This is a genomic window from Ferrovibrio sp., from assembly GCF_025869515.1.
Taxonomy (GTDB): Bacteria; Pseudomonadota; Alphaproteobacteria; order Ferrovibrionales; family Ferrovibrionaceae; genus Ferrovibrio.
The window spans coordinates 1-23,865 of record NZ_JAOZVR010000081.1 but is presented as its reverse complement, the minus strand read 5'-3'; the positions used below and the strand labels follow the sequence as shown (position 1 = coordinate 23,865).

The following is a 23,865-nucleotide window of genomic DNA, read 5'->3' as shown; positions in this document are numbered from 1 at the left end:
AAAGCTCCTGGAGTCTTAAAGTTATTTCTTCTTGGGTTCGGCGGGGGCGATGGTCGGCAGCTTGCTGCCGCCGTCCTGTGGCCAGTCGAGTTGCTCGATCTTGGCACTCTTGCGCAGATCGGCCACCAGTTTCTCGACGGCTTCGCCCGCCATCATGTCATAGACCTGGCCGCGCACGTCCTCGAACTTCGGCGGATCGGATTTGCGGCGCGCCTCGACCTTGATGACATGCCAGCCGAACTGGGTCTTCACCGGCGTTTCGGTGACCTGGCCGGGCTGCAGGTTGAAGGCGGCCTCGGCGAATTCCGGCACCATCTTGTCCTTGGTGAAGAAGCCGAGATCGCCGCCGGTCGCCGCCGTCGGCCCGGTCGAGCGCTTCTTCGACACTTCAGTGAAATCAGCACCCTTCTTCACTTCGTCCAGAGCGGCTTTCGCATCGGCTTCGTTGGCCACCAGGATATGGCGCGCATGCACCTCTTCCTGCGGCGGCTGCTGTTTGATCAGCTCGTCGTAGCGGGTCTTCATTTTCGCTTCGGTGACGTCTTCTTTCACCTTGCGGTCGAGATAGGCCTGTTGCAGAACCTGCTCGCGCGCCGACTGCAGCTGTTTCTTCACGGCAGCGTCATCACCCAGCTTGGCCTTCTCGGCGGCATCGCTCAGCAGCCGGCGTGCAGCCAGTTCATTGATGATGCCGGGCAGAATCTGCTCCAGCGGAATCTGCGCCATCTGCGGCGGCAGCTGGTTGTAGAATTCCATCACGGCCGAACGCGTGATCGGCTGGCCGTTGACGCGGGCCACCACCGGATCACCGGCGGTCTTGGCCGGCTGCGCCAGGGCGGCCGGGCTGGCAACCGCAAAGGCGGCAGCGACAAAAAAGGCGGAACGGATCGAACGGGTCACGGCTGGCTCGCTTGGCTGAAAAGAGGCGGCCGAGCATACGCCAAATCCGTTTCCGGACAAGGCGCGGAAACAGCGATTCAGGCGGCTTTTCCGGCGGCGATGGTGTCCAGTTCCAGGCGGAGATCGGCGATCAGCGTCTGGCTGACGGCCAGGTTGGCCGCCTCGCGATCGAGGATCAGGCGGAAGGCCTTCAGCTTGATCGCGGTACGGTCGAGCGGGATCGGCTGGCCCGGACCGCTGGCGGCATCGTAGACGATGTCGATCAGTCGGTCAGCCGCGTGCAGCCTGCCCCAGAGGTAATCGTTTTCGCGATGGGCGCGGCTGAAGAATCCGCCGAAGCGGCCGAGATTGACGCCCTTCAGGGTGTTGCCGCGCCGGATTGCCACGGCATCTTCCGGGCTGATGCGGTCGATGCGGATTTCGTTGAATTCGCCGAGATCGCGCCAGTTGGTGATGGTGAAGGTCAGCACGTCCCAGAACGGGAAACCGATATAGCTGACCAACAGAGTCTGTCGTGCCTTGCTGCTCCAGTCCTGCGGTGCCAGATCGGCAAACATCGCATCCAGCTGATCAGTCCGGCGGTTAAGATCGATATCGGCGGCCATCGCATCCACGGCGGCATCGATGGCGCCGAGATTGCCGCTGGCAAAGGATTGCGCATCCTGCGCCAGTTGCTCGGCCTGCTGCAGTGCTACGCGACGGAAGAACAGCGTCTTGATACGCTCGACTGTTGCCGGTGTCAGGCAGTTCGCGCTGCCGAAATGGCGCAGGGTTTCCTGTGCCTCGTAAAGTGCGCGCTTGAGCTTGTCGAGTTCTTCGGCTTTCAGGCCGCGATGCTCGGGTTCGGTCAGTTTGCCGTAAAGCTGGTTGAGCTGCTGCACCAGGAAGCGCACGCGGCGCTGGCGGAAAGCGACGTCGAAGCGCAGCAGAAAGCGCACCCAGCCGGGCAGTTCGTCGATGCTGGCGCCGGAGCGGGCGCGTTCGAACTGTTTGTTCGTGTAGCACACACCGCGCGTCTCGGCCCAGTGCAGCAAGGCCTGGCGGGTCCATTGCGCTTCCGTCGAGCGTTCGCCGAAACCGCAGGCATCGCAGACCAGCCGGGTGACGAAATCCAGCACGGCGCCCAGTTTGAGGCGCACATAGCCCTGATAGGCAAAGCCGGCCTCGCGCACCGCGCGCTCGCTTACCTGCATGCGCCAGAGCCGCACTTCCATTTCGCTCAGCGGCGCATCCAGATGCTGCGGCGCGCTTTCTTCCACCAGCTGCGCGATCTGCGGCTGGGTTGCGTCGATCACGCCGCGCAGATGGCGTACGCGTTCGTTGAAGCGGCTGACGCCGATCAGTTCGTCGGCAATCGGCTCGTTGCGCGGAATGTCGCTCAGCGCGCCTTTCAGCACGCGGAAGAAACCGGGAATGCGCCCGGTCGGCGGCGGCGCGGGCCGCAACGGCTGCGGATCGATATAGACCAGGCGACGATCAACTTCGCGATAGGCCGGCCGGCCACGGATCGCCTTCATCGCGGCGGCGAAGGGCTTGTTGGCCAGCACGCCGCCATCGACGAAGGATGTCAGTTCGGGGTCGAGGTCGGCGCGCAGGTAATCGGCGAAATTGCGTGCGATGAAAGCACCGCGGTTTTCCCATTGCCGGCCCTGCTCGGCCAGCAGGCGGTCGACCTCGCCGATCTGCGCCGGCGGGAAGGCGCCCGGGAAGGCCGAAGTGGCACGGCCGGCAAAAGCCAGCGCCGGTGCATCGGCACGCGTGAAATCGGATTGCTCCTCGCCGCTCGGCCAGCGGCGATAGCCGAAGCGCAGGGTGTGCCGATGTTCGCGGTCGCGCACATAGGGCGGATCGTGAATCGGGATGTGCTGCAGGAAGCCGTAGAAATCAGTCAGAGTTACAAGGAGGTCGAGGGCCAGGTTGGTCGGCACCAGCGATTTGCCGGGTTCGGCCGGATCGCCCATCGCCTCAAGCCCGGCCAGCAGCTGGCGCAGCAGATGCTGGCCATCGAAGGGCGGCTGAAACCAGCGCGAGCGGGTGAACAGCGATATCTTGCTGAGCACTTCGGAATCGCCGAGCAGCAGCCGGCCGAAACGCGAGCGCGCCGCCAGCCACAACAGCGGCCGCATATAGGCTTTGCTCCACTGGCCGGCGCGCTTCTCGGTATCGAGCAGGCGTTCGACATCGGCCTCGCGAAGCCACAGGTTGCGGAAATGGTCGATGCGCAGGTCATGCGCCAGCGCGCGCCCCAGGATCAGGCCGTTGATGCCGCCGGCCGAGGCGCCGGCGATCACATCGACGACGACGCGCAGGTCGACATGCTTGCCGATTTCATGCAGCAGCTCGAAATAGGCATGCTCGCTGTCATACTCGGTGTCACTCGGATGCACATGGTCGGCGAAACGCGCGGCATCGCGCGCCGCGCCCTTGGGCAGCGCGTGATAGGCCTGCGAGGCCCGCACCAGTTTGAGGATTTCCTTGGTGACGCCATGCATGTAGATGGCGAGCGAGACGCCGCCGAAACATACCAGCGCAAGGCGCAGTTCCTTTTCCTGCAAGCAGGTCTCCCCGGTCCTGCCGCGGCTGCGCGGCGTTGGGGCTGAGTCTGCCTTGCTACGGGTCCGGGCTCAAGCGGCAGAATGGCTTAGCCGGCAGAGAGGGCGAGCAGGGCGCTGGCGGCATCCTCCAGGCAGGCATCGCCTTCCGGCATCAGCCCGGCGAAATTCGGCCAGGCGTGCGGCAGGCCGTGCCACAGCCGCAGGCGCACCGGTGTGCCGGCGGTGCGTGCCAACGCGGCCAGCCGCAGCGTGTCGTCGCGCAGCAATTCGCTGTCGCTGGCATGCAGCAGCAGCGGCGGCAGCCCTGACAGGTCGCCAAAGAGCGGTGAGAGCAGCGGGTCGGTGCGGTCGTGGCGGCCGGCATAAAGACCGGCGGCAAAGCGCAGATGCGCCGCGGTGAACCAGGCGCAGCGCTCGGCATTCTCGGCGATCGCACGGCTGCTGCAGGTCAGGTCGGTCCAGGGCGAGAACAGTGCCGCTGCCGCCGGCAGCGGCAGGCCCTGCCGTTTGCAGGCCAGCATGAACGCCAGCGCCAGGCCGCCGCCGGCCGAATCGCCGGCCAGCCACAACCGGTCGGCCCGCCAGCCCTCGGCCAGCAGCCATTGCCAGGCCGCCAGCGCATCCTGCAGGGCCGCCGGATAGGGATGCTCGGGCGCCAGGGGGTAATCCAGTGCGAAAACCGACACGCCGAGTCGATGGGCAAGCCGCGCAGTGATGGCGCGATGGGTACGCGGATTGCCGGCCATGTAGCCGCCGCCATGCAGATAGAACAGCGCGCGGCCGCGACGCGGCTGACGCGGCCGCAGCCATTCGCCATGCACCGGCGTTTTGACCCGCTCGATCGTGATACCGGGCAGCGGCCGGCTGCGGGTGAAGGCCCCCATCAGCGCGCGGATCAGCGACACGTCGGCGCGATTGACCCGGCGCGGCTTGATCAGCCGGCGCAGGCCGCGGGCGATCAGCCGGGACTGCAGGCTGGGCGTGGTCCAGGGAGCAAATTCCGCATTCCCCGGCGGCAGCGGGTCGGTGTGCCCGGCGTCACCATGAGGCCCATCCTCGGTCCGGTGGCTTGCCGGGGTGCCGCCAGAGTCGTACATCGGATCGGTCATGACTGGTCTTTCCCCTTCCGCCGATGCCATTGGCGCCGCCATCGCCGTCGACCGTGCCGGCCACGAATTGCGTCGTGGGCGTCCGGTCCTGCTGACCGGCAGCCAGACTGGACGCATTCTGGTGCTGGCGGCCGAAACCCTGACCGAAGCAACCCTCGCCGATTTGCGGCAGTGGGACAATACGACGGCCCTTGTATTGCCGGCCTCGCGTGCCGCCGTGCTGCATATCGGCCCCACCGGGCATGACACGCTTCTGTTACCCCTGCATGACCTGCCGGTTCCAGCCGAGGAGCGTGCCTCGCTGATCCGCGATCTCGCCGATGCCAGCCGCGATCTGGCCGCACCGCTGCGCGGGCCGTTCACGCGCGTCAAGGCAGCGCCGCCGGAAACCGCCCGGCTGGCGGTGAAACTGGCCAAGACCGCCTATCTGCTGCCGGCTGCGGTTCACATCGACTTGCCGGCCGATGCCGCTGTTCCGCCCGGCATTCTGGAAGTGTCCGGCGCAGCCATCGCCGCCTATGACACGGCCGCCGCGGAAACCCTGCTGCCGGTAAGCCAGGCGCGCCTGCCGGTGGCCGATGCGGAGAATGCGCAGCTTTTTGCCTTTCGTCCGGCCGATGGCCGGCAGGAGCATTTCGCCCTGGTGATCGGTTCGCCCGATCCCGCAGGGCCGGTGCTGACCCGGCTGCATTCGGAATGCTTCACCGGCGACCTGCTGGGCAGCCTGCGCTGCGATTGCGGCGAGCAGCTGCGTGGCGCCATCCGCACCATCAACGAGGCCGGCGGCGGCGTGCTGCTGTATCTGGCCCAGGAAGGCCGCGGCATCGGGCTGGTCAACAAGCTGCGCGCCTATCAGCTGCAGGACCAGGGTTTCGATACGGTGGATGCCAACCAGCGGCTTGGCTTCGATGCCGACGAACGCTGGTTCCTGCCGGCCGCGCGCATGCTGCAGCGGCTGGGCTTCAACCGCGTCCGGCTGCTGACCAACAACCCCGAGAAGGTAAAGGGGCTGGCAGCCTGCGGCATCGAGGTGGCCGAGCGGGTGCCGCATAAATTCCCGTCCAATGCCCATAACGAGGCCTATCTGGCGGCCAAGCGCAAACGCTCCGGGCACTACCTCTGACACCCGGCTGTAAAGACCCGGCAGGAATTGCCGGGTAGCCTGGATTGTGCCTTTAACTATATGATTTTATTAATCAGTTTCTTGGCCTGTGGCTTGCAAAGATGTGTCCCGAGAAAGGACCGTCATGTCGAGCCCGATTCCAGCAACCACCTACAGCGTCCACGGCATTGCCGAAATGGCGCCCCGTCCGGCCAGGACGGCGGGGGCGGTTGGGGATGGTGTGCCCGGCGATGATGTGCAGGAAAACCATCCGCTCTTCGGCAAGGACGGGTTCACCTTTAGCGACTTCCTCGACATCATCAATCCGCTGCAGCACATCCCGATCGTCTCGACGGTCTATCGGGCGATCACCGGCGACAAGATCGATCCGGGGGCTCGCCTGGCCGGCGGCGGTCTGTTCGGCGGCCCGATCGGCCTGGCCGCCTCCGTGGTCAGCGGCATCATCGAGGAAACCACCGGCAAGGATCCGGGCGAACATGCGCTGGCGGCGTTGGGCATAGACATAGGGCCGGCCGGCAAGGACGAACCGGCCACCATGGTGGCCGAAGCCGCCGCGCGTTCCGAAGCGGTCGCGCCGGCCGAACTGGCCGCACTGCAGGCCCAGGGGGCGCAGATGCAGGCCGCCCGGGCCAAAACTGCCCAGACCCCGGGCCAGGACATGAAGCTTGGCGTAACGATGGATAACGGTCGCGGCCGCAAGCCTGCCGAAGCCACGGCTGCCCAAGGTCGGCAGACCGCGCAATCCGCCGGGAAATCCGATGGCCCGATCGAATTGCCTGCCGACCTGTTCCAGGCCCTGAAGCAGACGGCGGCCGCCCAGCAGGCCGATGCCCGTTCGGCGGTCGTCAATGGCGCCCAGGCGAACCCTATTCCGGGCCAGCAGCCGCAGGCCCGTGCGGCCGGGCCGATGCAGACCAATGCGATGCCCGGGACTGGCAACCCGATGCCGGATAATGCCATTCGTGGTGCCGATGGGCGGACCTGGTTCCCGGCCTTCCCGATGGGCGGTGGCGGCGTGCCGACCCGCGCTGTCGGAACATCGCCCGTGACACCGACGGCGGTGACGTCAAAATTCGGCGTTACCAAGGGCAACAATTTTGCCACTACGCCGCAGGCTGCCACGGCCGCCAGCGCAACCATGCTGCAAGGTGTCGATCAGCAGAACGAATGGGCCAATCGCGCCAGCGACGCCTATCAGAAATATTTCGAGATGCAGGACCAGAAAAACCGCCGCGCCGGCATCGTGCAGTAACGATTGAGCCGGCTCTTGCATCGCTGGTGTGAATGCCGCTTCATCGCGCCATGAGCGATATTCTCGTTACTCCGGACGGCACCCTGCAATTCGGCGGCCTGCGTTTCCGCTGCGCATTGGGCAAGGGCGGTGTGCTGCCGGAATCCGACAAGCGCGAAGGCGATGGCGTCACGCCGCTCGGCCGTTATGCCCTGCGGCAGGTTTTCTATCGCCCGGACCGGCTGGCGGCACCCGATACGCGCCTGCCGGTGCAGGCGCTGACGCCGCAGGACGGCTGGTGCGACGATCCGCTCGATCCCGCCTATAATCGTTTTGTCACGCTGCCGTATGCGGCCAGCCACGAGACGCTTTGGCGCGAGGATCACGTCTACGACGTGATCGTGGTGCTGGGGCATAACGATGCCCCGCCGGTGCCGGGGTTGGGCAGTGCGATTTTTATGCATGTCGCCCGCCCGGATTTCAGCGATACGGAAGGCTGCGTCGCTCTCGCTTTGCCTGACCTGCTTGCCCTGCTGGCTGCGATCCGGCCGGCAACCCATATCGATCTGCGCGTGACTTAAAGTCCGGCCCGTCTTAAAACCCTGCCTGTGCCGCCACCAGCTCGATGGCGGCGAGCACCGAGTCCGGGCGCGAGAAATGCAGCGGATGCCCGCCGCCATCGGTGACAATCAGTTCAGCACCCGATACGGCTGCGGCCAGGGCACGGCCGTGAATATGCGACGATACCGAACGGTCGGCATCGTTGACCACGATCGCCACGGGCAGGCGCAGCGACGCATAACGCGGCACCTGTTCCCGCAGGAACGCATCGAGTGCGCGGACTTCGCGCGCGGTGGCGGCGTAGTCGTCGGGCCGCAGCCCGAGCGCGACCGGCGTGCGGCCGAAAGCTTCCGGCACCGGTTCGGGTGCGAAGACGGAGTCCACGGCGCCGTCTTTCAGCAGTGCTCCGACTGGCGTGACAATGGTGTGTTTCAGTACGGGGCCGATGAGCGGCGCATCGGCGATGCCAAATGGCATGACCGCACGACTGCGCCAGGGATGTGTGGCCGGGCTGACCAGGACGAGGGCTGCGACCTCGCCGGGATATTGCAGGGCGTAGGTCAGTGCGACGGCGCCGCCATAGGAAAAGCCGAGCAGGATCGGCTTCTTTACGCCGAGCCTGTCCAGTGCGGCATGCAGGGAGCGCGCCTGGCCGTCCGGCGTTGCGGTGTCGTCGGGGTTCCCCTGCTCGGTATAGCCATGCCCGGGCCGGTCGATGGCGATGGAGCGGAACTGCTTTGCTGTCTGCGGCATCAGACTGACGGCGAAATCCTCGGCAAAGCCGTAGGCGCCATGGATCATCACCAGCGGTGCGCCGCTGCCGCTCTCGATGACATGCTGACGGATGCCGCCGGCCTCGATGAAACGGCCGCTGGGCGGAAAATCCTGTTCCGCCTGCGCTGTCAGATGTTCGCTGGTGGCGCCCAGCCCGAACAGGGCGGCGCCGAGGAGGATCAGGGCTGTGAGCATGGCTTCCGCTTGGTTGCCGACTTGTACGGGCGTGCGGGCAAAGCGGATGACTGCCGTAACGTCAACGTGAGGGATTCACAACCGGCCGGATTGACGGCACCCGGGCCCTGACGGATCATCCGGCCAACGAATTTCCTTGGAGGAAACCCATGACCCTTCCCGCCGTCGTTCAGGGCCGCCTTTCGCTGCCGGTCATCGGCTCGCCGATGTTCATCGTCTCCGGCCCCGAACTGGTGATCGCCCAGTGCAAGGCTGGCATCGTCGGCTCGTTTCCTGCCCTGAATGCACGACCGGCCGAAGTGCTGGAACAGTGGCTGCAGCGCATCACCGCCGAGCTGGACGAGTATCGCGCCAGCCATCCCGACAAGCCGGTGGCGCCATTTGCCGTCAACCAGATCGTGCATCAGTCGAACGACCGGCTGCAGCATGACGTCGAGATGTGCGTCAAATACAAGGTGCCGATCGTTATCACCAGCTTGCGCGCGCCGAACGAAGTGGTGGATGCCATCCATTCCTATGGCGGCATCGTGCTGCATGACGTGATCAACATCCGCCATGCCAAGAAGGCGCTGGAGGCCGGCGTCGATGGCCTGATCCTGGTCTGCGCCGGCGCCGGCGGTCATGCCGGCACGCTCAGCCCCTTCGCGCTGGTGTCGGAAGTGCGCCAGTTTTTCGACGGGCCGCTGGCGCTGTCGGGCTCGATCGCGCACGGCCGCCATATCCTTGCCGCGCAGGCGATGGGGGCCGACTTCGCCTATATGGGCACACGTTTCATCGCCACGCAGGAAGCCAATGCAGTGCCGGGCTACAAGCAGATGCTGGTCGACTCTGCGGCCGGCGACATCGTCTATTCCTCGCTGTTCACCGGCGTGCATGGCAATTACCTGAAAAAGAGCATCATCGCTGCCGGCATGGATCCCGATAACCTGCCGGAAGCCGACAAGAGCACGATGAGCTTTGGCTCCGGCGGCAGCTCGAAGTCGAAAGCCTGGCGCGATATCTGGGGCGCCGGGCAGGGTGTCGGCCTGATCGAGGATGTGCCGAGCGTGGCGGATCTGGTTGCCCGGCTGAAGCGGGAATACGATGCGGCCAAGTCCGAGCTGGTCGGCGGCAGCCGCGCGGCCCAGGCTGCGGAGTGAGCTGGCAGCAGCGTAGCGTCTCGCTACCGGCCTGCCCGGCTTAGACCAGGGTCTTAGCCCGCCCCCGTGGCCTGTTATGGGTGCGACCTGCTATAGATCGTGCCAAGAACAAAAACAGGGAGGCGCGGATGTCCGGCCGCTACGAACAGGTTTACGCAGCAGCAAAGTCTGATCCCGAGGGTTTTTGGGCCGAGGCGGCAAAGGCGCTGCGCTGGTACAAGCCCTGGGATCGGGTGCTCGATGCCTCGAACCCGCCCTTTTACCGCTGGTTCCCCGGCGCGGAATGCAACACCTGCTACAACGCGCTGGACCGCCATATCGAGGATGGCCATGGCGAGCGCATCGCGCTGATCTACGACTCGCCGGTCACCAACACGATCCGGCGTTTCACCACGCTGGAGCTGCGCGACAGGGTGGCGAAGCTGGCGGGTGCGCTGCAGGCGCATGGCGTCAAGAAGGGCGACCGCGTCATCATCTATATGGCGATGACGCCGGAAGCGGCGATGGCGATGCTGGCCTGCGCCCGTATCGGTGCCATCCATTCGGTGGTGTTCGGCGGTTTCGCGCCCCGCGAGCTGGCGACGCGCATCGACGATGCCAAGCCGACACTCATCATCGCCAGTTCCTGCGGCCTGGAAGCCGGCCGCGTGGTCGAATACAAACCGTTGCTCGACCAGGCCATCGATATGGCGACGCATAAGCCATCGGCCTGTCTGGTGTTCCAGCGCCCGATGTATGCCGGTCCGATGACCGAAGGGCGCGATTTCGATTTCGACGCGGAGATTGCCAGGGCGGCGCCTGCCGGTTGCGTGCCGGTGCAGGCCACCGATCCGCTTTACGTGCTGTATACCTCCGGCACCACCGGCATCCCCAAGGGTGTGGTGCGCCAGAATGGCGGCCATATGGTGGCGTTGCACTGGTCGATGAAGAATGTCTACGGCATCAATCCCGGCGAGGTTTACTGGGCGGCTTCCGATGTCGGCTGGGTGGTCGGCCATTCCTATATCGTCTATGCGCCGCTGCTGTATGGCTGCACCACGCTGCTTTACGAGGGCAAGCCGGTCGGCACGCCGGATGCCGGCGCCTACTGGCGCGTGATCGAGCAGCACAAGGTGGTGGCGCTGTTCACAGCACCCACCGCGTTCCGCGCGATCAAGAAAGAAGACCCCAGGGCCGAATTGCTGAAGAAATACGACCTCAGCCATTTCCGCACCCTGTTTCTGGCCGGCGAGCGCGCCGATCCCGATACGGTGAAATGGGCGGAGGACAATCTGCACAAACCGGTGATCGATCACTGGTGGCAGACCGAAACCGGCTGGCCGGTCGCGTCGAACTGCATGGGAATCGAGGTGCTGCCGGTCAAGCATGGCTCCCCGACCCGCATCGTGCCGGGCTATGACGTGCAGGTGCTGGATGACGACGGCCATCCGGTCGCAGCCGGCGATATCGGCAATATCGTCATCAAGCTACCGATGCCGCCGGGCTGCCTGCCGACGCTGTGGAACAACGATGAGGGCTTCCAGAAAAGCTACCTCGCGCGCTTCCCCGGCTATTACAACACCGGCGATGCCGGCTTCATCGACGAGGATGGCTATATCTTCATCATGAGCCGCACCGACGACATCATCAATGTCGCCGGTCATCGGCTGTCCACCGGCGGCATGGAGGAAGTACTCGCCTCGCATCCCGACGTGGCGGAATGCGCCGTGGTGGGTGTCGCCGATGCCCTGAAGGGGCAGGTGCCGCTCGGCTTCGTTGTGCTCAAGGCCGGCGTGTCCAAGCCCGAGGAGCAGATCCTGCGCGAGCTGGTGCAGCTGGTTCGCGACCGAATCGGCCCGGTGGCGGCCTTCAAGCAGGCGGCGGTGGTGAAACGGTTGCCGAAGACGCGTTCGGGCAAGATACTGCGCGGCACCATGCAGAAAATCGCCGACGCGCAGGACTACCGCATGCCAGCCACCATCGACGATCCCGCCATCCTGGGTGAGATCTCCGAGGTGCTGCAGCCGCTCGGCTATGCCAAGCGGCCCTGAGCGGTGCCGCTGAGCGTACGGGTTTCCTCCTGGCTGGCGGCACTGGCGGTCTATCGCGACCGCCGGGTGCTGGCAATTCTGGTGTTGGGCTTTGCTTCCGGCCTGCCGCTGGCACTGACCGGGCAGACCTTGCAGGCCTGGTTGAAGGAATCCGGCGTCTCGCTGCAATCCATCGGATTGTTCGCTCTGGTCGGCGTACCCTACACGCTGAAATTCCTCTGGGCACCGCTGGTCGACCGCCTGCCGTTGCCGATCCTGACGCGCTGGCTTGGCCGCCGCCGTGGCTGGCTGATCTTCGCGCAGGCGCTGCTGATGGCCGCCATCGTCGCGCTGGCCTTCAGCAATCCGGGCCAGGCGCTGGTCCTCACCGCGCTCTGCGCCGTAGCGGTCGCTTTCGCCTCGGCGACCCAGGATATCGTCATCGATGCCTGGCGTGTCGAAATCCTGGATCAGCGCCAGTTGGCAGCCGGTGCGGCCTCCATCGTGTTCGGTTATCGCCTTGGCATGCTGGTGTCCTCAGCTGGCGCGCTCTATCTCGCCGATCAATTTGCCTGGCCGCTGGTTTATCTGGCCATGGCGGCCCTGCTGGTGATCGGCGCCATCACCGTGCTCATGGTTGGCGAGCCGCAGGCGCAGCCGCGCGGCGATGCCGAGCGGCGCTTTGCCGAAGCTCAGGCCTGGCTGGCGGCGCGGCCGCACCTGTCCGGACCGGTTGCGGGCGTGATGGCCTGGCTTTACGCCAGTGTGGCCGGACCCTTCCTGCAGTTCATGTCACGCAGGGGCTGGGTCGGCATCCTGCTTTTCGTCATGCTGTTCAAGCTGGGCGACAGCCTCGCCGGCGTGCTCGCCACCAGCTTCTATCTCGATATCGGTTTCACCAAGACCGAGATTGCCGAGATCGGCAAGCTGTATGGCTTCGGCGCCACCATGCTGGGGCTGTTCATTGGCGGCTGGCTGATGCAGGCGGTTGGGCTGTACCGCTCACTGTGGATCTGCGGCCTGCTGCAGATGGTGTCCAACCTGCTGTTTGCCGTGCTGGCCATGCGTGGCCATGACCTGTGGTTCCTGGCGCTGACGGTGGGAATGGAGAATCTCGCCGGCGGCATGGGGACGGCGGTGCTGGTCGCCTATCTTTCGGCGCTGTGCGATGTCGCCTACACGGCCACGCAATATGCCCTGCTGTCGTCGCTCACCGCGGTGGCCCGCACGCTGCTGTCATCCTATGCCGGTTTTCTGGCCGGGGCCTTCGGCTGGCCGGCGTTTTTCATGCTGACCACCCTGGCGGCCCTGCCGGGCCTTGCCCTGCTGGCCTGGCTGACCCGGCGCGGCGCGGAGACCCGCCTGGATTCGCGCCGGCCCGGCAGCGCAGGCATTGCAGCCGAGGATTGATCCGCAGCCAGAGGGGCCCCGTCGCGTGTCTGTTGCGGGATGCTACATTTTGGGGTTGCAGTCCCGATGCGACCGCAACATATTTCCCGTGCATACCCGTTTTAATATATCTGTCATAGATTTGACACTATTGCATCATCGTGTATAGCGATAGTCGGAGTATGAACATGCAGCTGCCTCTCTCCTCCGTCCCGTCGGCCCTCACACAGCCCCGCCCCTCGCGCAGCGGCTGGCAGTGCACGTCTGCCGATGGCCGGTTCGAAGTGCGTCTGACCCGCAGCCCGGAAGATATCGCTGCGGCACAGCGGCTGCGCTACCAGGTCTTCTACGAGGAAATGGCGGCGGAGCCTTCGCCGGAAATGGCCCGTCTTGGTCTCGATTTCGACCAGTTCGACCGGCTCTGCGACCATCTCATGGTCTTCGACCGCCGCCGTCCCGAAGGCAAGCAGGTGGTCGGCACCTACCGTCTGCTGCGGCGCCAGATGGCCGAACTGCATGGCGGTTTCTACTCGTCCTCGGAATACGATCTGCAGCCGATGCTCGATTTTGTCGGTGCCAGCGGCGGCCTGCTCGAACTCGGCCGCTCCTGCGTGCATCGCGACTACCGCACCAATGCGACGATCCAGCTGCTGTGGCGGGGCATTTCCACCTATGTCGCCGATCATAGCATCAGCTTCATGTTCGGCTGCGCCTCCTTCCCGGGCACCGACCCGCAGCAGCATGCCCTGGCGCTCAGCTATCTCCACCATAACCACCTGCCGCCGCCGGAATGGCGGGTGCGGGCGCTGTCAGAGCGCTTCGTGTCGATGAACCTGACGACGGCCGACCAGGTCAATCCGCGTGCTGCGCTGCATGCCCTGCCGCCGCTGATCAAGGGCTATCTGCGACTCGGCGCCTATATCGGCGACGGCGCAGTGATCGACCAGCAGTTCGGCACCACCGATGTCTTCATCCTGCTGCCGGTCGAGCGCATTGCGCCGAAATACCAGAACCGCTTCTCGGCCGATGAAGGCCTGGTGGTGACCGAATATCACGCCTGACCGGCGCAGACAGTCCACCCCGACACCGCGGCGCCAATTTTCGGCGCCGCTTTTTTTATGGGTGAAATCGAAGGCGTTGTCGGCCCGGCGGCGCTCTGCGTAACATCGTTCCCGAGGAAACAATCCGGGGCGATCATGAATTTGGCGCATCTGCTGCATCGTGCAGCCAAAATCTGGGGTGAGCGGCCGGCCCTGTCGGTCGGCACGTCGGTTCGGCTCAGCTATGCGCAGGTGGGCCGGCGCGTACCGCAACTGGCAGCCGGGCTGGTTGCGGCCGGCCAGCTGCAGCGCGGCGACCGTGTGGCCCTGCTGCTGAAGAACTGTCCTGAATACTGGGAATTGCTGTTCGCTCTGTGGCATGCCGGCATCGTGGCCGTGCCGGTGAATGCCAAGCTGCATGCCCGCGAAGTCGCCTGGATTCTCGACAATGCCGGGGCCAGGCTGGCCATTGCCTCGGCGGCTCTGGCCGATGATCTCAGACCGCTGGCGCAGGACCTGCCGGCGCTGCAGCGCCTGATCGTCATGGAAGAGCCGGATTTTGCCGCCCTGTATGAGGCGCCGCCGATCCCGATGGCCGAGGTGGCCCCCGACGATCTGGCCTGGCTGTTCTACACCTCGGGCACCACCGGCCGGCCCAAGGGCGCGATGCTGACCCATCGCAATCTCTGGGCGGCGGTGATGAATTATTTCGCCGATGTCGACCGCGTCGATCCGCAGGACTGTATCATCCATTGTGCGCCGATCAGCCATGGTTCCGGCCTCTACGGCCTGCCGCATGTGGCGCGCGGCGCCAACCAGGTGATTCCGGAATCCGGCGGCTTCGATCCGGCCGAGACGCTGGAGCTGATCGCGCACTGGCCGGGTTGCAGCTTCTTCTTCGCGCCGACCATGGTGCATCGCCTGATCCATGCCCCGCAGGTCGCCACGGCCGATACGTCGAACCTGAAGACCATCGTCTATGGCGGCGGCCCGATGTATGTCGCCGACCTGCAGGATGCCATGCGCGTGCTGGGTCCGAAACTGGCACAGATCTACGGCCAGGGTGAGGCGCCGATGACCATCACCGGCATGGACAAGGGCATGCATGTCGATGACGGGCATCCGCACTATCTGGCCCGCCTCGGTTCGGCCGGTGCGGTGCGTACCGATGTGGAAGTGCGGGTGGTTGATGCCGAGGACAATCCGCTGCCCAATGGCGAGGTGGGTGAAGTGATCTGTCGTGGCCCGGTGGTCATGGCCGGCTACTGGCGCAATCCGGAAGCGACGGCGCAGACCCTGCGCGGCGGCTGGCTGCATACCGGCGATGTAGGCAGTTTCGACGACGATGGCTACCTCACCCTGAAGGATCGCTCGAAGGACATGATCATTTCCGGCGGCAGCAACATCTATCCGCGCGAGGTCGAGGAGGTGCTGCTGCGTCATCCCGATGTCGACGAGGTGTCGGTGGTGGGTAAGCCGCATGCCGACTGGGGCGAGGAAGTGATCGCCTTCGTGGTGCCGCGCAAAGGCTGCATGTTGAACGAGACGGCACTCGATTCGCTCTGCCTTGATCATATCGCCCGTTTCAAGCGGCCGAAACAGTATCGTTTCGTGCCGGCCCTGCCGAAAAACAATTACGGCAAGGTGCTGAAGACCGAGCTGCGTGCTGTGCTGCAGAAGGAAGGCTGAATTGTCGAACCTCGTCTATATCACCGAGCATGCGCGCGCCACGCCCGACAAGCCGGCCATCGTCATGGCCGAGACCGGCGTGGTCACCACTTTCGGCCAGCTGGAAGCGGCATCGAATCGTGCGGCCCATTTGTTCCGCAAACTGGGACTCGGTCCGCGCAGCCATATGGCCCTGGTGATCGAAAACCGGTCGGAATTCTTCGAGGTCTGTTTCGGCGCCGACCGCGCCGGACTGTATTACACGCCGATCAGCACGCGGCTGAGCGCGCCGGAGGTTGCCTATGTGGTCAGCGATGCCGGCGCTCGCGTGCTGGTGATCACTGCGGATTTCGCCGAGATGGCGGTCGAGCTGCGCGCGCAGTGCAAGCTGGTCGAGCGCTTCTACATGATCGGCGGCACGGCAGAAGGCTACGAAAGCTGGGAGGATGCGGTGGCGGCCATGCCGGCGACGCCGGTCGCCGACGAGATGCAGGGCCGCGACATGCTGTATTCCTCGGGCACCACCGGCAAGCCCAAGGGCATCAAGCGGCCGATCAATGGTGATCCTGTCGGCACGCGCAGCTATTTCGTCGATAACGGCTACAGCCTCTATGGCTACGGACCCGACATGGTCTATCTGTCGCCGGCACCGCTCTATCATGCCGCGCCACTGCGCTACTGTATGCTGGTATCCAGGGTGGGCGGCACGCTGGTGATCATGCAGCATTTTGATGCCGAGGGCTCGCTCCGCCTGATCGATCAGTACAAGGTCACCCACAGCAACTGGGTGCCGACCATGTTCGTGCGCATGCTGAAACTGCCATCCGAAATCCGCAGCCGCTACGACCTGTCCTCGCATCGCGTCGCGATTCATGGCGCCGGCCCGGTCTCGGCGGCGACCAAGCAGCAGATGATCGACTGGTGGGGTCCTGTGCTGTTCGAATATTATGCCGCCTCCGAAGGCAACGGCATGACCTTCATCACCAGCCAGGACTGGCTGACGCATAAGGGTTCGGTCGGCCGCGCCATCATCGGTGAACTCCACATCGTCGATGACGAAAGCGGTCGCGAGCTTGGCGTCGGCGAATCCGGACTGGTCTACTTCGCCAATGGCCAGCCGTTCGCCTATCACAACGACGACGGCAAGACCAAACAGGCTTTCAACGACAAGGGCTGGAGCACACTCGGCGACGTCGGCTATGTCGATGCCGAGGGCTATCTCTACCTCACGGACCGCAAGGCCTTCATGATCATTTCCGGCGGCGTGAATATCTATCCGCAGGAAGCCGAGAATGTGCTGATTGAGCACCCAAAGGTCGCCGATGTCGCGGTGATCGGGGTGCCCAATGAGGATTTCGGCGAAGAGGTGAAGGCCGTGGTGCAGCCGGTCGACATGAAGGAGGCCGGGCCGGCGCTGGCCGAGGAACTGCTGGCCTACTGCCGCCAGCATCTCGCCGGCATCAAATGCCCGCGCTCGGTCGATTTTGAGGAAGCCCTGCCGCGCCATGCGACCGGCAAGCTGTACAAGCGGCTGATCAAGGACCGCTACTGGGGCAACCGCACCAGCCGTATTGTCTAGGCTTTCGCCGTACTCCCGGGCGCGCCTTTCGAGGTCGAATACTCGAAATGCAGCGGCTGTCCGCCATGCAGCAGTGGGTAGATGGCATGCGCGGCCGAGGCGGCCTCGGCGAAACCGGTCAGGATCAGCTTGAGCTTGCCGCGATAGGCCGCCACGTCGCCGATGGCGAAAATGCCGGGTACCGAGGTCTGGCAGGTGGCGGGATCGACCGGCAGGTGGTGGCGTTCCAGCTCGATGCCCCATTGCGCGATGGGGCCGAGATCGCTTTTCAGGCCGAAGAAGGCGAGCAGGGCATCGGCCGGCAGGTGCCGGCTGTCGCCGTCCAGCGATTTCACCGTCACCCCGGTCAGCACGCCGTGGCCGCCCTCCAGCGCATCCAGCTGGTAGGGCACCACGATATCGAGGCCATGGCCATTCAACGCACGCAGCTTGGTCACGCTGTCGGGTGCGGCGCGGAACTGGTCGCGCCGGTGTACGAACCAGATCTGCGCAGCAATGCCATGCAGCATCAGGGCCCAGTCCACCGCGCTGTCGCCGCCGCCGGCAATGACGATACGGCGGGCGCGGAAATCCTCGGCCCGGCGCACCAGGTAATGCACGCCGCTGCCGCCGGGCTGGCCTTCAAATGCTTCGATATTGTCGAGCGGCGGGCGGTTGGGACCGAAGGCGCCGGCGCCGGCAGCGATGATCACCGCCCCGGCCTCGATCACGGTGCCTTTCGAGGTCGTCAGGCGGAAGCCGCCGCCGGTGCCATTCGGCGGCTCGACCTTTTCCACACGCTGGCCCAGATGATAGGCCGGCTTGAACGGCGCCGCCTGGTTTTCCAGCTGCTCGACCAGGCCGGCGCCGCTGATCCGCGGGAAGCCGGGAATGTCATAGATCGGTTTTTCCGGGTAAAGCGCGCTGCATTGGCCGCCGATGGCATCCAGTGCATCGATCACATGGCAGGAGAGGCCGACCATGCCGCATTCGAAGACGGCAAACAGGCCGACCGGGCCGGCGCCGATAATGGCGACATCTGCTTTCTGGATGCTCATTGCTGCGGACGTATCCGTGCCGTTGACAGGCCCAGGGCCGGAGATGGCCAGAGGGTAAGGCAGGTTATTTAGCGGCTTCCGGGCGGCAGGGCTACCCCTGCTGCCGACCGGAAACCGGGCGATTCGGGGTGGATCCCGCAGCCGCGGTCTTGCGGGCATCGCATTGCCGCCGGTGGCCAAGGCTCGCTGACAAGGTGGGTGGTTATCAAAATTTTCGCCCCCAGGCTGTGATCTAACCGAAAAACCACTGGGCGCAGTCGTACGCGATCCACTCTGCTGTCCTGAACCGATGCCAGCCATCCGATCCAGCGAGCAACCGAGGTGCTCCGATGTTCATGCAGTTCAAACGCCGGCTTTTCACCTATCATGACGACATGACAGATATTGATATTGCCAATCCCAAGCTGCGCGCCCTCTACGATCTTTGGAATGCCAAGCGCGGCACCCGCCAGGCGCCGCCGCGCAGCGACTTCTCCTTCGAAGATCTGCGGCCATGGTTCGGCCATCTCATGCTGCTCGACTGCGTGGGCAATAATGAATACCGCTATCGCCTTTACGGCACCGAACTGGTCAGCCTGTTCGGCTTCGATCTCACCGGCAAGGGCGTCAGTGATGCCATCGGCCAGATCGGCGACAAGCCGCTGGACGAATATCGCCAGGTGGTACGGATCGGCGCGCCGGTCTATGCCTCGCGCATCAGCCCTTCGGCGCGCGAATACCTGCAGGTCGACAAGCTGGCGCTGCCGCTGATGGAAGGCGGCGAGGTGACCAAAATCCTCGGCGCCTTGTACCGGTCGGATAAGGTCGACGCCTGAAGATCAAAATCTGACGGTTATACCGCTTTGCGGGCCGGCAGCGACATCGCGGCCACGCCGATCACCACGAAGATCAGGCCGAGCCAGGCCGAGCCGGCCAGGCTTTCGCCCAGGAAGACCACGCCGATGCCGACGCCGATCGGGATGCGCAGGTAGGCCTGTGACGTGGTGCCGACCGAACCCAGCGTGCGCACCAGCCGGAAATAGATCACGAAGGCCAGCGCGGTGGAAAACACCGCCAGGGCCAGCAGTGCCAGCAGCGAGTTTTGTGAGGGCGACAGCGTCCAGGGCCGGTCGACGATCAGACTGAGCGGCACCAGCATGGCGGCGCCGCAGAGCATCGAGCCGGTCGCCGGCACCATCGAATCGAGATGCCTGAAATTGTGGCCGTAGATGGCGGCGACACCGTAGGACAGCGAAGCCAGCAGCATCGCCAGTTGTCCCCACAGGTCGCTGCCCAGATCGGTAAATACGCCGACGCCGATGATCATGCAGACGCCACCCAGCCCCATCACCGTGCCAAACAGCTTGCGGGCCGTGACGGCTTCATGCCGCGTGATCGCCCAGGTGATCAGGAAGGCGAAGATCGGCGTGGTGGCATTCAGGATCGTCGCCAGTCCGGCCTCGATGCGGATCTCGGCCCAGGCGATCAGGGTGAAGGGCAGCACCGAGTTGATGCAGGCCTGGATGGCCAGATGGCGCCAGGTGGCAGCATCGCGCGGCAGGCCGATACCGCGCAGGCGCAGGATGCACAGCAGCAGGCCGCCGGCAATCATCGTGCGTGCAGCGATCAGCGTGATTGGCGGAATGGTGGCGACGCCCAGCTTGATGAAGGTGTAGGAGGCACCCCAGAGCGTAGCCAGCACGGCGAGCAGCAGGAATTCAACGATCAGCGGGCGGGGCGGGGAAACAGCAGTGGCGACGGTCATGGGCGGGATGTCCAGCGTATCGGGGATGCGACCGCACCATGGCATGCCGTGCGGGAAGGGTCTGCGGCCAATGCTACGGTGCCGGCCGTAGCATTGCGACCACGCGATTGCATCCTGCGACGGTCATGGAAACCATGCGCGGCATGCCGTATCGTGACCACAGGTGGCCATGCAGAGCTGCCGGGGAGGGTAACATCATGGACGGCGATATCGTCACCGGCATCCTGCTGCCGGGCATTCTGGCTTTCATCATGTTCTCGCTCGGCCTCGGCCTGACGTTCGCCGACTTCGTCCGGATCGTGCGCCAGCCGCGCGCGCTGCTGGTCGGCATTCTCTGCCACTTCGTGCTGCTGCCGGTGATCTGCTTCCTGCTGATCAAGGCGGTCGGTCTGAGCGGTACCTTCGCCATCGGATTCATGATCCTGGCCGCCTGTCCGACCGGGACCACATCCAACCTGCTCACCTATATCGCGCGCGGCGATGTGGCGCTGGCGGTCAGCTTCACGGCCGTGGCCAGCGTGGCGACGATCTTCACCCTGCCGCTGATCGTGATCTGGTCGATGCAGCATTTTTCCGGCAGCGCGCAAACCGTGACGGTGCCTGTCGGGCTGATGATGGGGCAGATATTCCTCATGCTCGGCGTGCCGGTCGGACTTGGCATGCTGGTACGTCACCGCTGGCCCGCTGCGGCTCTGCGCTGGGAACCGCGGGCGACACGGCTGGCGGCGATCCTGTTCATCCTGATCGTGCTGGGGGCCGTGGCCAGGAACTGGACGCTGCTGCGCGACAATCTCGGCAGCCTGGCGGGCTTTGCCATCGGGCTCAACCTGCTCATGCTGGCCTGCGGCTTCCTGGTCGCCTGGCTGGCAAGGCTGTCGCGGCGGCAGTCGATCACGCTCGGTATCGAGACGGCGATCCAGAATGCCACGCTCGCCATCGTGATCGCCAGCAGCGTGCTGCAGGATGATGCGCTTGCCATACCGGGTGGGCTCTATGGCGTGCTGATGTATGCCGGCGGGCTGATCTTCGCCTTCGGCATGCGACGCTTTGGCGTGATGCGCGGCGCGCAGATCGCCTAGTCGCGCCACCCCGCAAAACCGACCCGCATTTCGCAGGGGGACCTCTGAACCGCGCAGATTGCCAGCGAAGCGCTGCGGAAGGGGAAAAGTCCGTGCCATGCGGCCTGTATTACGCACTGCAGTTGCGGACTGGGATGTCGGGCGCGTTTCTGAAAACGGAGAAAGGTGTTTTTTTCGTGCACGTAAATTGCCGGTAATCTGGCAAAAGGTGACTGAATGGTAATGTGTCAGGATACAATTTTTATATTCTTATGGCTGCCGACCTGACCGAGGTGATCGGTCGATACCAGCAAGAGGCGAGGCCATGTTCGGATTTGGAAAAGAGCACGACGACCTGAAGGCGCAGTTTGACGCGATCAACAAAGCCCAGGCCGTGATTGAATTCACGCTCGATGGCAAGATTCTTCATGCCAACGAGAATTTCCTGAAGGCCCTCGGCTATACGCTGGATGAGGTCAAGGGACAGCATCACAGCATCTTCGTCGAACCGGCCTATCGCGAGAGCGCCGACTACAGGGCCTTCTGGGCCAAGCTTGGCCGCGGCGAATACGATGCCGCGCAGTACAAGCGGATCGGCAAGGGCGGCAAGGAAGTCTGGATCCAGGCCAGCTACAACCCGATCTACAATAAGAGCGGGAAGCCCTACAAGGTGGTGAAATTCGCCACCGACATCACCGAACAGAAGCTACTGATGGCCAACTACGAGGGCCAACTCGGTGCGATCAACAAGGCGCAGGCCGTGATCGAGTTCACGCTCGATGGCCGCATCCTGCATGCCAACGAGAATTTCCTCACCACCCTCGGCTATTCGCTCGACGACGTGAAAGGCAAGCATCACAGCATGTTTGTCGAGCCTGCCTATCGCGAAAGCGTCGAATACCGCGCCTTCTGGGACAAGCTGGGACGGGGCGAATACGACGCCAACCAGTACAAGCGGATCGGCAAGGGCGGCAAGGAAGTCTGGATCCAGGCCAGCTACAATCCGATCATGGATGCCAATGGCCGGCCCTACAAAGTGGTGAAATACGCTACCGACATCACGGCGCAGACCAAACTGGCGCAGATGACCCAGCTCGCCGTGCAGCAGGTGCAGCAGGTGGTGGATGCCACCAAAACCAACGACCTGACGCAACGCATCGATCTCGACGGCAAGTCCGGTGAAATCCGCTCGCTCTGCACCGGCGTCAACGATCTGGTGGAAGCAATGACCGATATCATCGGCGGCATCCGCGAGGCCTCCGATACGATCGCGGCCGCCTCGGCGGAAATCTCCACCGGCAGCCAGGATCTGGCCAGCCGCACGGAATCGCAGGCCGCCTCCATCGAGGAAACCGCGGCTTCGATGCATGAAGTCACCACCACGGTGAAGCAGAATGCCGACAATGCCCAGGCCGCCAACCAGCTGGCCTCTGCGGCGCGGGATACGGCAGAGAAGGGCGGCAGTGTGGTCGCCAATGCGGTGAGCGCCGTGAACCAGATCGAGGAGAGTGCGCGCAAAATCTCCGACATCATCGGCCTGATCGACGAGATCGCCTTCCAGACCAACCTGCTGGCGCTCAATGCTTCCGTCGAAGCCGCGCGTGCCGGTGAAGCCGGCAAGGGCTTCGCGGTGGTCGCCCAGGAGGTGCGTGCCCTGGCGCAGCGTTCGGCCAATGCCTCGAAAGATATCAAGGCGCTGATCCAGACCTCGAACAGCCAGGTCAAGACCGGCGCGACCCTGGTCAATCAGGCGGGTTCGTCGCTGACCGAGATCGTTTCGGCGATCAAGAAGGTGAGCGATATCGTGGCCGAGATCGCGGCCGCGAGCCGCGAGCAGGCTACCGGTCTGGAGCAGATCAATAGCGCGGTCGGCCAGATGGACGAGATGACCCAGCGCAACGGCGCACTGGTGGAAGAGACTTCTGCTTCGGCACAGTCGCTGTCCAACCAGGCCGAGGAGCTTGCCACGCTGGTGCAGCGTTACAAGGTGAGTGGCCAGAGCGCGGCCGTCCGGCCCGCGGTCGTTGTTCGCCCGGCAGCTGCCGCTCGCCCGGCGCTGAAGGTGGCGGCCAGCAACCGGCCGGCGCAGAAGCCGGTCCGGGTTATGAAGACCGACTCCACCCAGGGCAATGCTGCCGTGAAGCCGCAGAACGAAGCCTGGGAGGAATTTTAATGAACACGCTCGTTGTAACTGAACGGGCCGGCGCTGGCGCCGGCTCCAGTGCCAGCGCCACAGTCCGCGAATATCTCACCTTCGCGGTCGCCGGTCAGGATTACGGGATCGATATTCTGGCTGTGCGCGAAATCCGCGGTTGGACGCCGGAAAATCCGTTGCCGAATTGCCCTGCGGCGGTTCGAGGCGTGATCAATCTGCGCGGTCAGGTCGTGCCGATCTACGATCTGCGGATCCGCCTGGGTGCCGAGGCGAGCGTGCCGAGCGCGATCCATGTGGTGATCGTGGTGGAGGCTGCGGCCGGCTTCTATGGTCTGCTGGTTGATGCGGTATCGGATATCCTGTCTGCGTCGGACAGCGAGCTGCAGCCGGTGCCGGAGACGGGCATGGACGAGGAGCATGCTTTTCTGACCGCCCTATTGGCGCGCCCGGATCGCATGGTGTCGCTGCTGAATCTTGATCTTCTGGTTCGCGGCACCCCCGCTGCGCTGCCGGAGCATAGCCCGGCGCTGATCGCAGCCTGATCTGAACGGATAACTATCGAAAAGGGCGCCGGCAACGGCGCCCTTTTTTTATCGCAC

General features: G+C 64.5%; 19 protein-coding genes. 13 read left to right on the top strand and 6 right to left on the bottom strand.

Features of this window, described 5'->3' with window-relative positions; genetic code table 11:
• Positions 1–21: 21 nt before the first annotated feature.
• From OJJ21_RS12765 to OJJ21_RS12755, 3 genes are all read right to left on the bottom strand, one after another.
• Positions 22–900: a peptidylprolyl isomerase gene (locus OJJ21_RS12765; RefSeq protein ID WP_297686805.1), complete on the bottom strand. Its 879-nt coding sequence runs from the start codon at positions 898–900 to the stop codon at positions 22–24.
• A gap of 77 nt (positions 901–977) precedes the next feature.
• Positions 978–3,455 (bottom strand): patatin-like protein, encoded by a 2,478-nt coding sequence (locus tag OJJ21_RS12760; RefSeq protein WP_297686803.1) that lies wholly within the window; start codon positions 3,453–3,455, stop codon positions 978–980.
• An 86-nt stretch (positions 3,456–3,541) separates the two neighbouring features.
• Positions 3,542–4,564, bottom strand: a complete 1,023-nt coding sequence (locus tag OJJ21_RS12755; RefSeq protein WP_297686801.1) for an alpha/beta hydrolase — start codon at positions 4,562–4,564, stop codon at positions 3,542–3,544.
• Between OJJ21_RS12755 and ribA the strand changes: the two genes are divergently transcribed.
• The 3 genes from ribA (at position 4,563) to OJJ21_RS12740 (ending at position 7,499) form a co-directional block, all read left to right on the top strand.
• Entirely contained in the window at positions 4,563–5,687 is a 1,125-nt protein-coding gene (ribA, locus tag OJJ21_RS12750; RefSeq protein WP_297686799.1) for a GTP cyclohydrolase II, read from the top strand. The genes OJJ21_RS12755 and ribA overlap by 2 nt on opposite strands.
• A 124-nt stretch (positions 5,688–5,811) precedes the next feature.
• Positions 5,812–6,939, top strand: a complete 1,128-nt coding sequence (locus OJJ21_RS12745) for a hypothetical protein (protein ID WP_297686798.1) — start codon at positions 5,812–5,814, stop codon at positions 6,937–6,939.
• 50 nt (positions 6,940–6,989) lie between these two features.
• Entirely contained in the window at positions 6,990–7,499 is a 510-nt protein-coding gene (locus tag OJJ21_RS12740) for a L,D-transpeptidase family protein (RefSeq protein ID WP_297686796.1), read from the top strand.
• Positions 7,500–7,512: 13 nt separating this feature from the next.
• Here the strand turns inward: OJJ21_RS12740 and OJJ21_RS12735 are convergent, their stop codons facing one another.
• On the bottom strand, positions 7,513–8,448 hold the full coding sequence (locus OJJ21_RS12735; protein ID WP_297686794.1) for an alpha/beta hydrolase: 936 nt from the start codon (positions 8,446–8,448) through the stop codon (positions 7,513–7,515).
• A 149-nt stretch (positions 8,449–8,597) separates the two neighbouring features.
• On the opposite strand from OJJ21_RS12735, the gene OJJ21_RS12730 reads away from it, so the two are divergent.
• The 6 genes from OJJ21_RS12730 (at position 8,598) to OJJ21_RS12705 (ending at position 17,272) form a co-directional block, all read left to right on the top strand.
• On the top strand, positions 8,598–9,587 hold the full coding sequence (locus OJJ21_RS12730; protein ID WP_297686792.1) for a nitronate monooxygenase family protein: 990 nt from the start codon (positions 8,598–8,600) through the stop codon (positions 9,585–9,587).
• A gap of 128 nt (positions 9,588–9,715) precedes the next feature.
• Positions 9,716–11,617 carry a propionyl-CoA synthetase gene (locus OJJ21_RS12725; RefSeq protein WP_297686790.1) on the top strand — a complete coding sequence of 634 codons (1,902 nt, stop codon included), beginning with the start codon at positions 9,716–9,718 and terminating at the stop codon, positions 11,615–11,617.
• Positions 11,618–11,620: 3 nt separating this feature from the next.
• Positions 11,621–13,006, top strand: coding sequence for an AmpG family muropeptide MFS transporter (locus tag OJJ21_RS12720; protein ID WP_297686788.1), 1,386 nt, complete (start codon positions 11,621–11,623; stop codon positions 13,004–13,006).
• Positions 13,007–13,173: 167 nt separating this feature from the next.
• Positions 13,174–14,046 carry a GNAT family N-acyltransferase gene (locus tag OJJ21_RS12715; protein WP_297686787.1) on the top strand — a complete coding sequence of 291 codons (873 nt, stop codon included), beginning with the start codon at positions 13,174–13,176 and terminating at the stop codon, positions 14,044–14,046.
• A 135-nt stretch (positions 14,047–14,181) separates the two neighbouring features.
• A complete protein-coding gene (locus OJJ21_RS12710; protein ID WP_297686785.1) occupies positions 14,182–15,714 on the top strand; it encodes a long-chain fatty acid--CoA ligase in 1,533 nt (510 codons plus the stop codon).
• A 1-nt stretch (position 15,715) separates the two neighbouring features.
• Positions 15,716–17,272, top strand: coding sequence for an acyl-CoA synthetase (locus OJJ21_RS12705; protein ID WP_297686783.1), 1,557 nt, complete (start codon positions 15,716–15,718; stop codon positions 17,270–17,272).
• On the opposite strand, the gene OJJ21_RS12700 is transcribed toward OJJ21_RS12705, so the two are convergent.
• Positions 17,269–18,309 (bottom strand): NAD(P)/FAD-dependent oxidoreductase, encoded by a 1,041-nt coding sequence (locus tag OJJ21_RS12700; RefSeq protein WP_297686781.1) that lies wholly within the window; start codon positions 18,307–18,309, stop codon positions 17,269–17,271. The two genes, OJJ21_RS12705 and OJJ21_RS12700, sit on opposite strands and share 4 nt — an antisense overlap.
• Positions 18,310–18,644: 335 nt before the next feature.
• Here OJJ21_RS12700 and OJJ21_RS12695 point away from each other — a divergent pair, with 335 nt between their 5' ends.
• The gene (locus OJJ21_RS12695) at positions 18,645–19,124 is read left to right on the top strand and encodes a PAS domain-containing protein (protein WP_297686779.1); all 480 of its coding nucleotides are present in this window, start codon (positions 18,645–18,647) and stop codon (positions 19,122–19,124) included.
• Positions 19,125–19,141: 17 nt separating this feature from the next.
• On the opposite strand, the gene OJJ21_RS12690 is transcribed toward OJJ21_RS12695, so the two are convergent.
• Positions 19,142–20,053, bottom strand: a complete 912-nt coding sequence (locus OJJ21_RS12690) for an EamA family transporter (RefSeq protein WP_297686777.1) — start codon at positions 20,051–20,053, stop codon at positions 19,142–19,144.
• A 197-nt stretch (positions 20,054–20,250) separates the two neighbouring features.
• Here OJJ21_RS12690 and OJJ21_RS12685 point away from each other — a divergent pair, with 197 nt between their 5' ends.
• The 3 genes from OJJ21_RS12685 to OJJ21_RS12675 all read left to right on the top strand — a co-directional run bounded on the left by OJJ21_RS12685 (position 20,251) and on the right by OJJ21_RS12675 (position 23,808).
• The gene (locus OJJ21_RS12685; protein WP_297686775.1) at positions 20,251–21,132 is read left to right on the top strand and encodes a bile acid:sodium symporter family protein; all 882 of its coding nucleotides are present in this window, start codon (positions 20,251–20,253) and stop codon (positions 21,130–21,132) included.
• Positions 21,133–21,436: 304 nt separating this feature from the next.
• Complete coding sequence (locus OJJ21_RS12680) at positions 21,437–23,284, top strand: methyl-accepting chemotaxis protein (RefSeq protein ID WP_297686773.1); 1,848 nt, start codon at positions 21,437–21,439, stop codon at positions 23,282–23,284.
• Complete coding sequence (locus tag OJJ21_RS12675) at positions 23,284–23,808, top strand: chemotaxis protein CheW (RefSeq protein ID WP_297686771.1); 525 nt, start codon at positions 23,284–23,286, stop codon at positions 23,806–23,808. The genes OJJ21_RS12680 and OJJ21_RS12675 overlap by 1 nt, the downstream gene beginning before the upstream one ends.
• The last annotated feature ends 57 nt before the right edge of the window (positions 23,809–23,865 follow it).